Origin of the sequence: Actinotalea alkalitolerans, assembly GCF_023369855.1 — a bacterium.
Taxonomy (GTDB): domain Bacteria; phylum Actinomycetota; class Actinomycetes; order Actinomycetales; family Cellulomonadaceae; genus Actinotalea.
Genome location: NZ_JAMBPP010000010.1, coordinates 1 through 13,305 on the forward strand (window position 1 = coordinate 1; position 13,305 = coordinate 13,305).

The following is a 13,305-nucleotide window of genomic DNA, read 5'->3' on the forward strand; positions in this document are numbered from 1 at the left end:
ACTACTACCGTCAGAACACAGCGTCGACGATGCTGGAAACCAGAGAACCGAGCCTCCACTGAACTCGGGGCGGTCCACAGGTGCTCGAACCCTCCGCTGACGCCGCGTATCCCATCGTGGCAGACCCCGAGTGGAGTTGGGGGCTCGGCCTGTACGCCCACTTCAACAGGGCAGAGACGGTAGCTGTGCCGGGATGGAATACGGCGACTATCGCCGGCGCATGCGGCGCGGGAGGCCTGATCGCCGGCGCACCTGGTGCGGCGGTCATGAGTACGTCATGCGGCCTCGTGGTTGAGACCATCAAATATCAGGCACGCGTGGCGAACGCATCCAGCCCGAAGAAGTGTCTGTTCATCAGGTTCGTCCCTGGGGGCTCTTTGACGAGCGCCTTCCCGGGCACCTACAGGGACGCTCGCTGCAAGTAGGGCGTCGCCGAGCCGGTGATGGGCGGGGAGGGCGGGGACGCATGACTCCTGGTCCACCCGCCCATTGCCGGTGATCGTGGAGGCCCACGGATGGGTCACTGGCATATGCCCGTGACCCTGGCGGCTCGCGTCAGCCATCTGGACGCCGCGTCAGGCAGTCGCCTAGTGCGTCAGGCGGTCACCCGGTCGGGCACCGGGACGCTGCCTTGCGTGCAAGGCCGGTGCAGCGTCGCCTTCTGTCCGTTGAGCCGATCGGGAGGGCCTGTTCGCCGACTCGGACTGCCTCGTTCGCGGAGTCCCAGGGTGGCCGGCTCAGGGAACACGGGACGGCCGTGGCGCCGGACGGTGTTATCAGAACCACGACGCAGCCGTCGATGGTGGTGCGGGTCTCCTCGATCAACGCCTCCATCGCGGCCATCGGCGAGCCCGGTGTATAGCGCGTGACCGGCCCGTCCGGGGGAGCCAAGGGGGAGCTGCCGGGCGTTGGTGTGTCCTGGGGGGTTCAGGCGCACAGCAGTACCAAGGCCACCACCACGAGCCATGTGAATTTGCGCCCCCCGAATCGGCTGCGGTCGCGACAGCGTAGAAGCCGCGGAGGTTTGCCGGGAGCCCTCCATGGCGACATTCACTCGACCAGATCGCATGCCGTGCAGCTAGGTCCGGTGCGTCAGGTGCGCCGGAGGGGGTGGCACCCTCGCCCGCTTCGACGTACAGTTTTCTGTACAGCCCGGAGGTGGTCCATGAAGACGATGACGTACTCGCAGTCGCGCGCCCGGTACGCCGAGGTGCTCGACGGCGTGGTGGATGACCGCGAAGAGGTCGTGATCACCCGCGCCGGGCACGAACCGGTGGTGATCGTGTCGCTGGCGGACTACGAGTCGCTCAAGGAGACCGCCCACCTGCTGCGCAACCCGGCCAACGCGCGCCGCCTCCTGACCTCGATCGAGCGGCTCGAGGCCGGCGGCGGGCAGGCGCACGAGCTCGCCGAGTGAGGTACGTGTGGGACCAGGACGCCTGGTCCGACTACGTGTGGTGGCAGACTCAGGACCGACGGATCGCCAAGCGGATCAACGAGCTGCTCCGCGATATCGCCCGCGCCACCTCTGCAGGCAGCCCCCACGAGGGGATCGGCAAGCCCGAAGCGCTCAAGCACGGCCTGCACGGCTACTGGTCGCGCCGGATCACCGACGAGCACCGACTCGTCTACAAGGTCGTCGACGACGAGGTCCGCATCGCCGCCTGCCGCTACCACTACGAAGCATGACCGGAGCCGGGGCCAAGGCTTAGGTCCGAGGCCAGGCGACCTCACCGCGCGCCACCGCTAGGAGATCCCCAGCCTCGACGACGACGACCCCACCTTCCCCGCGCCCGCAGCTGTGTCGGCCACCGCGCAACTGAGACCCGACTGGTTGTTCGGGATCGCGGTGGCTGCCGCTACCGTGCTGACATGTCGACAGACGTGGACGCCCGCGGCTCCCTTGCCCGTCCACTGCCGGCCGCGAACAGGCTGGTGATTCACGTCGCTGCGGGCGTCGTGGGGGCCACCTTCTTCGTCGTCATCGGTGTGCTGACGATGTACGCCCAAGCGCGGAGGGAGGGACTACTCCTCAACTTGGCGGGAACACCGACGGCGGTCGGCGCCTATGGGCCGTCCGCTTGGGTGTTCGAATCTGGTGTGGCAGCCGCCAGCGCCGCGCTGGTTCTCGCCTACTGCGTAGTGCGGCTTCGAGGTGGCCTGACCTGCGGACTCACCGTGGCTCTGGCCTGGCTCGCGAGTGCGATAGCACTACCGGAACCGCCCGTGCACGACTACTACCTCCTCCCGCTGCTCGAGAGGGTCCTACTGGGGGCAACGTCCTCGCCCGCAACCCATGTCGTAGCTGCAGTGCTCGTAGGAGCCTTCTTCCTTGATGCCCATTCCGCGCGACGCGCGCGGTCCAGCTGAACGAGGCAGGTGCGCGACGCTCAAGGGGTGGCCTGCTGCCCGGTCCGCTGCGCCCGGGAGTGGGCGAGGCGGCAGTTGGTGGCGCCGGCCTCGATGATGTTGCCGCCGAAGGTGAGCCGGTCCACGATCGCGGCGCACAGGCGTGGATCGGTGGAGTTCGTGGTCCAGCCGGAGAAGGACTCGTTGGAGGCGATGGCGACGCTGTTGGTCTCTTCGCGCTCGATCAGGCGCGCACTTGGTCAGCTCCCCGTCCAAGCGCACCGACACGTCGCCGAAGTCGACCGCGGCCTTCGCACCAGGTGCGTGAGTCTGCGGGACGAACGCGGCGTCGACGTCCAAGCCCGCCCCGGCCCGGATCTGCGGGCGGCGCTTGGCGACGTAGTCACGCACCGCCGAGTACGTCAGCTGCTCCAAGCTATGGCGGCACCTGACACAGCCATCCTCTGAAGCAACGACCAGGATGGGCCTCTGAAGCAACGACCAGGAGGGGACGACGATGAGCAGTGTGAACCCGAACGAGGAGCGGCCCCTCGGCCTACGGCCGGGCATCAACGACTCTCCCGGTTCGCCCACCTTCCGTGACGGCCCAGCCAACCTCCCACAGCCAGGTCGAGCGCGACTGCTCGGCATCGCAGTGCTGCTCACGCTGTTGGTGGTGGTTGCCTTCTTCGTGCTCGGGTGACCGGGGGAGCGCATCGCACGCGCCGACTCCTGTCCCGCAGACGCGTCCTACGGTTCGGCAGGCGAGGCGACGAGCTCGACCTCGAACCCGGTGGCGTTCTCTAGGTATGCGGCGTAGTGGTCCCGGCCGCCCGCGTAGGGGTGCCGGTCCTCGAAGAGCAGGGACCAGCCCTGGGACTGTGCCTCGCGTGCCAGGTCCTCGACGTCAGCCCGACTGCCGGCGTGGAACGCCACGTGGTTCAGGCCGGGCGCGCGACGGTCGTGGTGCTCGCCACGCACGTCCGGGCCGGACTCAACGACGACGTAGGTGGCGCCAAGCTCCCAGCTGAGGCCCGTGCTCCACGAGTCCGCCAGGCGATAGCCCAGCGCCACCAAGAGCCACTCGAGCGACGGTCGGGCCGCCTCAAGGTCGGCCACCCAGAGCTCCAGGTGATGAAGTGTGCCCCTCGACGTCATCGCGCCATCGTCTCAGCACCGGCACGCCGACCCGTCGCACGATTGTCACATCCATGATCGGGCCGCCGAGGACCGAACTGCTGCGCGACCCTTGCCAGGAGCCTGACCAGCCGCAGACTCCTCTTGCACTCCGTGCCGTCGCCGCCCCGAGATGGGCTGCGTCAGGTCCGCGTCAGGTGCCAATCGGGGTCGGACGCTCGGGGCTTGAGGCCATCGAGATCCATCCGGATCTGCCGAGAAGCGGATGCGCGAGGAGGGGCATGCCGGTGTCGCAAGCCGCTATGGACCCGGACGCGGGCATCCGGGATTGACTGCTGATGATGGCGATGGCGTACGAGCATCTTGACGGAACTTGCTCTGTCAGACAGAGTGAGTTCCATGACCACAGCCGTTGAGTACATCGACACGGTCCGCCAACAGCAGCGCGCGGCAAGGCACACGGTGTCGTTGACCCTAGGGGTCCACGGGCTTGCCTTGGCTGGCCTGGCGGTGGCCAACAGCCGGTTTGAGTGGCACCACAACGTCGTCACGCTCCTGCTGCCGTGCGCCGTCTACCTCTCGCTGTGGCTGGTGGTCCGGCTTCGCCGCCGGTTCACCGGCATTGGCGCTGGCCGCGACGGCTTCGGCGTCATGGCCGTGGTCTCGCTCCTGCTTGTCGTGTTCTTCCCGTTCGGCGCCATGGCGGTGATGTTCGCCGGCCCTGGGGCATTCCTCGGGCTGGGTCTGGCGGTGATCGGGGCCCGCCAGAGTGCGCCACGCCTTTGGGGCCCGGCGATCGCCCTACTCGCCCTGAGCCCCCTGGTCAGCCTCTACACCCTCGACAACCACGTCTCGTTCCTCGGCCCTCAGCCTGGAACCGTGGTCTTGGCGGTGCTAGCGGTGGCGCTCCTCACCCTGGCCGGTGCCTCGTACCGCGGCGAGCGAGCTGCTCTGAGGAGCTCGCCGCTGCTGTGAGCGATCAGGAGATGCACCCACTCGCTGCGCTCGACGAGACTGTTCATCAGCGGGCCCGTCTCGGGATTCTGGCAATTCTGGCCGAGAACCAGGAGGCCGACTTCACGCACATCAAGCGCTCCCTTGCGCTGACCGACGGGAACCTCGGACGCCACCTGGAGGTGCTGGCTCACGCAGGGCACGTGACTCTGCGGAAGGGGTCCGACGGTCGCCGCGCCCGCACCTGGGTCCGCATCACCCCCAGCGGCACACAGGCGCTCAACACCGAGATCGAACTCCTTCGCCGCCTCCTTCTCATCGCCGAGCTTCGGGGCGATTCCGCGCCCCGCTAGTGCCGTTCGCGGAGACGTGCGCGCGCACGATAGTCGCGTCGCGGGCGGCTACTGGTCGCCCGGCTCTGCCGCACCGAGGGCGGCTACGCTCGCCCGGATCTGCCGCTGTCCGGGTCCTCGGGAGTGGAGCCTCGCCCCGTTGCCGCAGCCGTTCTTTGTACTCACAGGCCGCGGCTGAGCTCTCAGATGCTCAGGCGCCGGTGATGATCCTGGCCCGCGCTGAAGCACAGCGCCGTAGATTGATCGCCATGCGGGACGCCCGGTGAGCGCGGTTTTCGAGGCGGACGATGCTGCCGACCTACTCGCCGAACTGGAGGAGCGCTCGCCCGGGCGGCGGCCAGCGTTGCTTCGTAGGGTCCTCGCCCGGATAGTCGCCGCTGCCAACGGCTACCTGGAACTTCCCGCTGCCGCGGCGGGGTTGGCCGCAGCCGCACTGGTGGCCGTAGCTCGGAACGGCGACCTGGCGCAAGGTGACGAGCACCTCGAGGGACTGACTGCCTTCCCGGTGGACACGCGTCTACATGAGCTCGCGACCGCGGCGCTGGACCGCCTCACCGACCCCCGCGACAACGAGTGGCTGGAGGCATGGGAGGAGAGCGGAGCGCTGACGACTCGTCTTGGCGACGTGGCGCACTGGAGGCAAGCCCTGACTCGCCCAGCGGTCGACCGGCCCGCTGTGCGCCGCGTACGCCGTCGACCTCGCGTCCCACCCGTCCCGATCGGCGCAACGTTCCTGCGTGTCACTGCGAGCGGCCGGCACCTTCGGGCCGTCGTCGTGGACGTCGACTACCGCGGTGAAACGATCGACCTCGCCCTGGTCGGTCCGGCGGAACCCTCCTCACTCGGCGGTGACGAGGACAGAAGGCCGGTGGTGGTGGTGGGAGGCCTCCAGTGCTCTGGTGCAGCTGCCGCAAACTGGCCCCGACTTGGGGACGTGCAGCCTCAAGGGCTGCGCGGACTGGCGCATCGGGCTACCGCTGCCATCGACTTCCGGATCACCTACGGGTCCATACCCGCCGGCTTGGTGGATCAACTCATCGAAGAAGCGAACGCACAGATCTTCGAGGCGTTGGCATGGCGCCACGATCCCCTCGGTATCGCCGCTTGGCGCGAGGACCTCGCGGAGGAGTACCGGCCGTGGGTCGAGACGACCGAAGAGGCGATACGAGATGGAGCTCCAGCCAGCGACATCGCAGCGCTGCTCTCCGTTAGGTGCGGCGGTGCTCACGTCGACACGGCCGCGCTCGAGCGCTACGCGGAGGACGCTCACGCCTACATCGAGTCCTGGATGATGCCTCCAGACTGAACGCGTACCCGCCCCGGAGACGTCCCCCCGACCGTCCGGATCTGCCGCGTCCGGCATGACATCGGCGACGAGCCTTGGGTGGCTTCGGCCGCGAGGTCTCGGGCTAGCCTCGGGATGTGTCCGCGAAGTCAGAGCGAACGGCCGCCCGCGAGGCCGTAGCGACTTACTACGAGGCCCAGCTGGCGGAGTTGGTGCAGCGCGTCGCCGCAGCGATCGACGGCTTCCGCGCTGGTGAGTTCAATGCGTCCGACGTAGACCGTGCCCTGTTCCAGTACTCCCGCGCGGCGAAGGAGCTCTGGAAGTTCTGCAACGTGGGCGATGTTGAGCTCGCCGCGACCGCGGTTCTTGAAGGGGTGCGCATCGACTGGTGGGAGCGGGCGGCGCCGAGGACGCGGTGACTCACTGCTGGCCTGTGCGCATCACTCTCGCGCGCGCGGCGCGTCGTCACGTGGAACCCGGGATCGGAGCCGACCCATGGCGGCCGCGGCGACCTCAGCAGCGTTGAGCTGCTGCGCCGGCATCAGATGGCTGTACCGCGAGTCGGTCGTCGCGTAGGTCTCGTGACCTAGTCGTCGCGACAACGTGAACATGTCCATCCCCTCGGCGAGCATCCAGCTCGCATGCGTATGCCGCAGGTCGTGGATCCTGGGCCGCTTCGTCAGGCGCCGCGCGTCTGGGTCCGGCTGACCGTCCGCGTCGACGGGGTTATGGGACTTGTCGATCGCCGGGGTCCAGTGCGTGGCCCAGAACGTGTTGTTGCGGATCGGGCGCCCGGCGACGTTGACGAACACCAGGTCCGTCCCGCGCTTGCCTGCCGTGACCTCCCGGAGCATCTCGGCGAGGTCGGGGGACAGGGAGATGGTCCGGCGCGACCGGGCCGACTTCGGCGCACCGATGTACGGCTGCCGCTCCCCGTCACGCTTCCACGCCTTGTTCACGCGCATCGTCGGCGGGTGGGCATCGAGGGAGAGGTCCTCGACGTGCAGCGCCGTGGCCTCACCGAAGCGCATCCCGGTGCCGACCAGGGTGATGATGAACGGCCGGTAGTGCTCGACGGTGTTGTCCAGGATGAGGTCGAGCTCCTCGGGCTCGAGCACCACCATGTCGTCGCCGGCGCGTTGGCTGCGGGGGAGTCGTACCGCAGCGCACGGGTTCTCCGCCCGGTACCCGAGCCGCACCGCGGTGTTCATGGACGCCGAGAGCAGCCCGTGGACGTTGGCGATCGACTTGTGCGACAGACCCTTCTTCTGGAGCTCGCGGATCCACAGCGTCACCTGCTGCCACGTCAGTGCCTTGACCGGCAGCGCGCCGATGTGGGGCGTGATGTGGTCCCGGGCCCGCAGCGTGTACCCGGTGCGGGTGTCCTCCCCGACACGGTTGAGCAGCTCGATGTGCTCGCGCACCACGTCCTCGACCGTCGGCCCGCCCTGGCGGATCGCGTTGGCCACCTCGACGGCCAGCGTGAGCCGCTGGCCGTTGGAGTCGAGCAGCTTGACCGTCTGCTCGGCCTGGCGCCGATCATCGAAGGTCAGCGACTGCCGGCCGGGTTGGGTGGGGTCGCGCCACACCACGCGGTAGGCCACCGTGCCGTCCCCGCGGGCTCGCCTCTCGATGCTCGCCATGCCCCCATGGTGCATCTCATGGGGACACATTTGTCCCCCTGTGGGGACAAGCGCTGCGTTTTCGCAGGTCAAACGCGTGCCCCGAGTGGGATTCGAACCCACACTGGATCGGGTTTGAGCCGAACGCCTCTGCCGGTTGGGCTATCGGGGCACGGCGGTCGCGACCACGGCTGTGCGCCGAGTCGTGACCACCTCGACGTCACCGGGCCGTGGCGTCCGTGACGCGCGTCATGGACACGCTGTACCGGCTCGGATGGCGTCGGCACTAGGCTAGCGTGCGTGACCGAGAGCGACGTTCCTCAGACCCCAGACCTCGACCTGCCCCTCGGTGGCGTGAGCGCCCCTGAGCCGGAGGCGCCCGCTCCGGGCACGCGCCCGGCGCGACGCGCGGTGGTCGCCGAGGATGAGGCACTCATCCGCATGGACGTCGTCGAGACCCTGCGCGAGGCCGGGTACGACGTGGTCGGCGAGGCGGGCGACGGCGAGACGGCCGTCCAGCTGGCGCTCGAGCTACGTCCGGACGTGGTGGTCATGGACGTCAAGATGCCCGTCCTGGACGGCATCTCGGCGGCTGAGCGCATCGGCAAGGAGCACGCGGCCCCCGTGGTGCTGCTCACGGCCTTCTCGCAGACCGAGCTCGTCGAGCGGGCGCGCGACGCCGGCGCGATGGCCTACGTCATCAAGCCGTTCACACCGGGCGACCTGCTGCCCGCGGTCGAGATCGCGATCTCCCGCTACAGCCAGATCACGGCGCTCGAGGCCGAGGTCGCCGACCTCGCCGACCGGTTCGAGACCCGCAAGCGGGTGGACCGCGCCAAGGGTCTGCTGATGACCAAGATGGGCCTGACCGAACCCGAGTCGTTCCGGTGGATCCAGAAGACCTCGATGGACCGGCGCCTCACGATGCGTGAGGTCGCCGACGCCGTCATCGAGCAGGTCGGTGGCCGCGAGAGCTGACGTACGTCCGACGCCCTCCTCCCGACAAGGTCGGGAGGAGGGTGTTGTTGTTGGCGCGTCCCTGACCTGCGACGTCGTCGGACGGCGTGCGGATGTGGGCCCCAGCGTGTGACCACACCGTGAGATGTCATCCCTACCCGGAAGCATTGTTCACAGGACTTTGGTCACAACTCGGCAACAACCGTCGCTGAGACTTCTCATGTCACCAATCGGACACACAACCGGGGTACGTTGCCGAGCACAGTCCTTCACCTCGCCCCAGTCCTGACCGGTGGGGGAGACCACAGTGCTCAGCAGAGGAGTGCCCCGAATGAAGAGAACGACCCACGCGGCTCGCGCAGCAGCGCTCGCCGGAGCCGTAGCCCTCGTCCTCACCGCCTGCAGCGGGGACGCAGACGACACGACCGACGACGGTGCAGAGGCTGACCCGGGGACGAGCGACAGCAGCCCCCTGATCATCGGCTCGCTCCTGCCGGTCACCGGGAGCCTGGCCTTCCTCGGCCCGCCCGAGGTCGCAGGCGTCGACCTCGCGATCCAGGAGATCAACGAGGCCGGCGGCGTCAACGGTGTCGATGTCGAGATCGTCCACACCGACTCCGGTGACGCCGAGAACATGGCTGTGGCCATCGGTTCGGTCGACGACATGCTGAGCCAGGGGGTGCACGTCATCATCGGCGCCGCATCCTCGTCGGTGACGTACGGCGTCATCGACACCATCGTCGAGGCCGAGGTCGTGCAGTTCTCGCCGGCCAACACCTCACCCGGGCTGTCCGGCTACTCGGACTACTACTTCCGCACCGCCCCGCCGGACTCGGTCCAGGGCAACGCGCTCGGCAACCTCATCGCCGGTGACGGTCACGAGCGCGTCGGCATCCTCGTCTTCAACGACGATTACGGCACCGGCCTTCGCGCCGTCGTCGAGGAGACGCTGGTCGGCGAGGGGGTCGAGGTCACCTACGGCACCGTCGGCGCTAACGAGGAGTTCGCCCCGAAGCAGAACAACTACGAGGCCGAGGTCCAGGCGGTCCTCGCCACCGACCCCGACGCGATCGCCCTGATCGCGTTCGAGGAGACCGCGGTGATCGTGCCGCAGCTCGTGCAGGCCGGGTTCGACACCTCGAACCTGTACTTCACGGACGGCAACACGGCCAACTACCCGGACCTTGACGCGGGCGTGCTCGAGGGTGCCAAGGGCACCATCCCCGGTGCGTTCCCCAGCGACGAGTTCCAGGAGCGGCTGCTCGCCGTCGACAGCGGCCTGACCGAGTACTCCTACTCGGCCGAGTCCTACGACGCCGTCATCCTCTCCGCGCTCGCCGCAGCCAAGGGTGGGCAGAACGACGCGCAGACGGTCCAGGCCAACCTGCACGCCGTGTCCGGTGCCGACGGTGGCGAAGAGTGCTCGACCTACGCCGACTGCATCGAGCTGATCGATGCCGGCGAGGAGATCATGTACGTCGGCCAGGCGGGCGTCGGACCCTTCAACGCGGACAACGACCCGTCGTCCGCGTTCGTCGGGATCTACGTCTACGACGCCGAGAACACCATCACGTGGACCGAGGCGATCTTCGGTGAGATCAGCTGACGCTGAGCATGTGACGGGCTGAGGCCCGACGTCAGGCCCGGCGGGGGACAACCCCGCCGGGCCTGACTGCGTCCCAGCTGCGGGAGACCCGGACGCCGCCGTTGCGGACAGCCACGTCGCTCACCGATGGACGCTTCGGTGGGTACGACGGTCGCCTGCGACGGTCTGCGACAGCTGCATGTCGAGGATCACCAGCTCGAACGGTGCGAACCGCGTGGCGTCGTCCCAGACGACCCGGGTGCCGTCGTCCCGGAACGGCAACGGCCTCTCAGGCCAGCCGCAGCTGTTCAGGGCTTGCGCTGATGCGCAGCGTCCTCGACGTCGGTCGCCAGGGTGCCCAGGTACAGCTCGATGATCTTCGGGTCGTTCATCAGCTCGCGCCCGGTGCCGGTGTAGGCGTTGCGGCCCTGGTCCAGGACGTATCCGCGGTCGCAGATCTGCAGGCACCGTCGGGCGTTCTGCTCGACCATGACGACCGAGACGCCGGCCTTGTTGATGCGGCGGGTCCGGATGAAGGTCTCGTCCTGGCGCACGGGTGACAGGCCCGCTGACGGCTCGTCGAGCAGCAGCACCGACGGCTCCATCATCAGAGCACGGGCCATCGCGACCATCTGACGTTCACCGCCGGACAACGAGCCAGCACGCTGCTTGCGTCGGTCGGCGAGGGTCGGGAACAGCTCCGCGATGAAGGCGAAGCGCTCGGTGAAGCGCTTGGGCCGCAGGAACAGCCCCATCTGCATGTTCTCCTCGATGCTCAGGGTGGGGAACACGTTGTTCGTCTGCGGCACGAAACCCACCCCGCGACGCACCAGGGCGTTGGGCTTGAGGTGCGTGATGTCCTCGCCCTCGAGCACGACCTCGCCCGAACGGACCTGGACCAGCCCGAACAGCGCCTTGAGCAGCGTCGACTTGCCCGCACCGTTGGGCCCGATGATCCCGATCAGCTCACCGGGGTACAGGTCGAGGTTGCAGCCGTCGAGGATGTTGACGCCGGGCAGGTAGCCGGCGGTGACGTTCGCGGCCCGCAGCAGCGGTGCCCCTTGGTCCAGGACGGGCGTAGAGCCGGTCTGCGGCTCGGATCCGGTGGCGGTCATCGGTTCTCCTCCTCGGCCTCAGCCTCGTGCTCGAGGTTGTGGATCACCTCGTCGGCGAGCAGGGCGTCGTCACCCAGGTCGGTGTCGTGGTGCGCGCCCAGGTAGGCGTCGATCACCGCTGCGTCCTCCATCACGGTCTCGGGTGGTCCCTCGGCGACGATCCGGCCCTCGGCCATCACCACCACCCAGTCCGAGATGTGCCGGACCATGTGCATGTCGTGCTCGACGAACAGCACGGTCATCCCCTGGTCGCGGAGGTCGCGGATGTGGCCCAGCAGCGACTGGGTGAGCGCGGGGTTCACCCCGGCCATCGGCTCGTCCAGCATGATCATGACCGGGTCGGACATGAGCGCCCGCGCCATCTCGAGCAGCTTGCGCTGCCCGCCCGAGAGCGACCCGGCGAACTCGTCGCGCAGGTGGTCGAGCTTGAAGCGCACCAGCAGCTCGTCGGCCTTGACCGTGATCTCCCGCTCCCGCTTGACCCAGAGCGGCTTGACGAGAGCGGCGATCATGTTCTCGCCCGGCTGGTCGCGTGCGCCCAGCCGCATGTTGTCGATCACGGTCATTCGCGCGAGCGCCTTGGTGAGCTGGAAGGTCCGGACCATGCCGGCCTGGGCGGTCCGGGCAGCCGGCTTGCCCGACATCGACGCGCCGTCGAAGGTCCACGTCCCGCTGCTGGGGCGGTCGAAGCCGGTCACCAGGTTGAACAGGGTCGTCTTGCCGGCACCGTTGGGACCGATGAGCGCGGTGATGACGTTGCGCTGGACCTCGAGGTGGTCGACCTTGACCGCAGTCAGACCTCCGAAGCGCCGCACGACGTCGTCGGCCACCAGGATGGCGTCGGGCTTCGAGGCGCCGGGTCGCGACTCGACACCGGCGAGCGCGGCCGTGGCGGCCACCGTCCCCGCGGATGGTCCCGAACGGGGCGTGGCGGAAGGGGCGGTGGCGCCCGAGGTCTCAGCGGACATGGAAGGTCAGCTCCTTCTTGTCGCCCAGGATGCCTTGTGGTCTGAAGATCACCAGCAGCATGAGTGCGATACCGATCAGCATCCCCGACAACGGCTCGATCTGCGCGGGGCTGAAGACGTCGGGGGGCAGCACCTCGCGCATCGTGGTCCGCACGATCGACAGCGTCACGAAGAAGATCATGGAACCCAGCACGGGGCCGAAGATCGTCGCCGCTCCACCCAGCAGCAGCACGGTCCAGACGAAGAAGGTCATGGCGCGGCCCATGGCGTCGGGTTGGACCGAGGTGGGTAGCACGTACACCACACCACCGAGCGCCCCGAGGACACCGCCGAGCACCAGTGCCTGCATCTTGTACGCGTACACGCTCTTGCCCAGCGCCCGGACGGCGTCCTCGTCCTCGCGGATCCCCTTGAGCACCCGGCCCCACGGGCTGCGCATCAGCAGGTAGATGAAGAGGACCGCCAGCAGGACGATCGCCCACGCGGCGATCCGCACCCACCACCCGTTGGACAGGTTGTTGCCGTAGGTGAAGGGACCGATCGTCGTGGAGCCGTCGGGCAGCGGTGACAGCGCCTGGAAGGTCGACTTGTAGGTGTTCCCGCGGATGCCCGACGAGGCACCCGTGAGGTCGGTGAACAGGGTCGACCGCCCGACCATGCGGACGATCTCCGCTGCCGAGATCGTGACGATCGCGAGGTAGTCACCCCGCAGCTTGAGTGTCGGGATGCCGAGCAGCAGCGCGAACACCACGGCGCACGCCATCGCGATGATCAGCGCGAGCCACAACGGTGCTCCGGCGATCGTCGAGATCGCGAACCCGTAGGCCCCCAGGAGCATGAAGCCGGCGTGGCCCATGTTGAGCAGCCCGGTGAAGCCGAAGTGCACGTTCAGGCCGATGGCGGCCAGGGCGAACGCTGCGGTCTGCGGGGCGATGAGCTCCGCCGCTGCAAGTGTGAGCAGTCTCTGCCAGTCCATGAGA

15 protein-coding genes, 1 tRNA gene and 1 pseudogene are annotated in these 13,305 nt (G+C 68.3%); 10 read left to right on the forward strand and 7 right to left on the reverse strand.

Features of this window, described 5'->3' with window-relative positions; translation table 11 throughout:
- Positions 1 to 1,165: 1,165 nt before the first annotated feature.
- From M1R94_RS13300 to M1R94_RS13310, 3 genes are all read left to right on the forward strand, one after another.
- Complete coding sequence (locus M1R94_RS13300; RefSeq protein ID WP_249382197.1) at positions 1,166 to 1,417, forward strand: type II toxin-antitoxin system Phd/YefM family antitoxin; 252 nt, start codon at positions 1,166 to 1,168, stop codon at positions 1,415 to 1,417.
- The gene (locus tag M1R94_RS13305) at positions 1,414 to 1,689 is read left to right on the forward strand and encodes a Txe/YoeB family addiction module toxin (protein WP_249382198.1); all 276 of its coding nucleotides are present in this window, start codon (positions 1,414 to 1,416) and stop codon (positions 1,687 to 1,689) included. Before M1R94_RS13300 ends, M1R94_RS13305 begins: the two co-directional genes overlap by 4 nt.
- 183 nt (positions 1,690 to 1,872) lie before the next feature.
- On the forward strand, positions 1,873 to 2,370 hold the full coding sequence (locus M1R94_RS13310) for a hypothetical protein (RefSeq protein ID WP_249382199.1): 498 nt from the start codon (positions 1,873 to 1,875) through the stop codon (positions 2,368 to 2,370).
- Positions 2,371 to 2,390: 20 nt separating this feature from the next.
- On the opposite strand, the pseudogene M1R94_RS13315 reads toward M1R94_RS13310, so the two are convergent.
- A pseudogene (locus tag M1R94_RS13315) lies at positions 2,391 to 2,597 on the reverse strand (ATP-binding protein); the annotation flags it as partial.
- 269 nt (positions 2,598 to 2,866) lie between these two features.
- Between M1R94_RS13315 and M1R94_RS13320 the strand changes: the two are divergent.
- Positions 2,867 to 3,052 carry a hypothetical protein gene (locus M1R94_RS13320; protein ID WP_249382200.1) on the forward strand — a complete coding sequence of 62 codons (186 nt, stop codon included), beginning with the start codon at positions 2,867 to 2,869 and terminating at the stop codon, positions 3,050 to 3,052.
- Positions 3,053 to 3,099: 47 nt separating this feature from the next.
- On the opposite strand, the gene M1R94_RS13325 is transcribed toward M1R94_RS13320, so the two are convergent.
- Entirely contained in the window at positions 3,100 to 3,507 is a 408-nt protein-coding gene (locus M1R94_RS13325; protein ID WP_249382201.1) for a VOC family protein, read from the reverse strand.
- 378 nt (positions 3,508 to 3,885) lie between these two features.
- Between M1R94_RS13325 and M1R94_RS13330 the strand changes: the two genes are divergently transcribed.
- The 4 genes from M1R94_RS13330 to M1R94_RS13345 all read left to right on the forward strand — a co-directional run bounded on the left by M1R94_RS13330 (position 3,886) and on the right by M1R94_RS13345 (position 6,497).
- Complete coding sequence (locus tag M1R94_RS13330) at positions 3,886 to 4,461, forward strand: hypothetical protein (RefSeq protein ID WP_249382202.1); 576 nt, start codon at positions 3,886 to 3,888, stop codon at positions 4,459 to 4,461.
- Entirely contained in the window at positions 4,458 to 4,793 is a 336-nt protein-coding gene (locus M1R94_RS13335) for a transcriptional regulator (protein WP_249382203.1), read from the forward strand. The genes M1R94_RS13330 and M1R94_RS13335 overlap by 4 nt, the downstream gene beginning before the upstream one ends.
- A 262-nt stretch (positions 4,794 to 5,055) precedes the next feature.
- Positions 5,056 to 6,099, forward strand: coding sequence for a DUF4259 domain-containing protein (locus M1R94_RS13340; RefSeq protein ID WP_249382204.1), 1,044 nt, complete (start codon positions 5,056 to 5,058; stop codon positions 6,097 to 6,099).
- A gap of 116 nt (positions 6,100 to 6,215) precedes the next feature.
- On the forward strand, positions 6,216 to 6,497 hold the full coding sequence (locus M1R94_RS13345) for a hypothetical protein (RefSeq protein WP_249382205.1): 282 nt from the start codon (positions 6,216 to 6,218) through the stop codon (positions 6,495 to 6,497).
- Positions 6,498 to 6,518: 21 nt separating this feature from the next.
- Here the strand turns inward: M1R94_RS13345 and M1R94_RS13350 are convergent, their stop codons facing one another.
- Together M1R94_RS13350 and M1R94_RS13355 are read right to left on the reverse strand one after the other, a co-directional pair.
- Entirely contained in the window at positions 6,519 to 7,721 is a 1,203-nt protein-coding gene (locus M1R94_RS13350) for a tyrosine-type recombinase/integrase (RefSeq protein ID WP_249382206.1), read from the reverse strand.
- Between the two features lie 77 nt (positions 7,722 to 7,798).
- Positions 7,799 to 7,872 (reverse strand) — tRNA-Leu (locus tag M1R94_RS13355).
- A 128-nt stretch (positions 7,873 to 8,000) separates the two neighbouring features.
- On the opposite strand from M1R94_RS13355, the gene M1R94_RS13360 reads away from it, so the two are divergent.
- The gene (locus M1R94_RS13360; RefSeq protein ID WP_374109468.1) at positions 8,001 to 8,678 is read left to right on the forward strand and encodes an ANTAR domain-containing response regulator; all 678 of its coding nucleotides are present in this window, start codon (positions 8,001 to 8,003) and stop codon (positions 8,676 to 8,678) included.
- Positions 8,679 to 8,988: 310 nt separating this feature from the next.
- A complete protein-coding gene (locus M1R94_RS13365) occupies positions 8,989 to 10,263 on the forward strand; it encodes an ABC transporter substrate-binding protein (RefSeq protein ID WP_249382207.1) in 1,275 nt (424 codons plus the stop codon).
- 287 nt (positions 10,264 to 10,550) lie between these two features.
- Here the strand turns inward: M1R94_RS13365 and M1R94_RS13370 are convergent, their stop codons facing one another.
- From M1R94_RS13370 to M1R94_RS13380, 3 genes are read right to left on the reverse strand one after another with little or no spacing between them, the layout of a single operon-like run.
- Complete coding sequence (locus M1R94_RS13370) at positions 10,551 to 11,357, reverse strand: ABC transporter ATP-binding protein (protein WP_249382208.1); 807 nt, start codon at positions 11,355 to 11,357, stop codon at positions 10,551 to 10,553.
- The gene (locus M1R94_RS13375; RefSeq protein WP_249382209.1) at positions 11,354 to 12,325 is read right to left on the reverse strand and encodes an ABC transporter ATP-binding protein; all 972 of its coding nucleotides are present in this window, start codon (positions 12,323 to 12,325) and stop codon (positions 11,354 to 11,356) included. Before M1R94_RS13375 ends, M1R94_RS13370 begins: the two co-directional genes overlap by 4 nt.
- On the reverse strand, positions 12,315 to 13,301 hold the full coding sequence (locus M1R94_RS13380) for a branched-chain amino acid ABC transporter permease (RefSeq protein ID WP_249382210.1): 987 nt from the start codon (positions 13,299 to 13,301) through the stop codon (positions 12,315 to 12,317). The genes M1R94_RS13375 and M1R94_RS13380 overlap by 11 nt, the downstream gene beginning before the upstream one ends.
- Between the last annotated feature and the right edge of the window lie 4 nt (positions 13,302 to 13,305).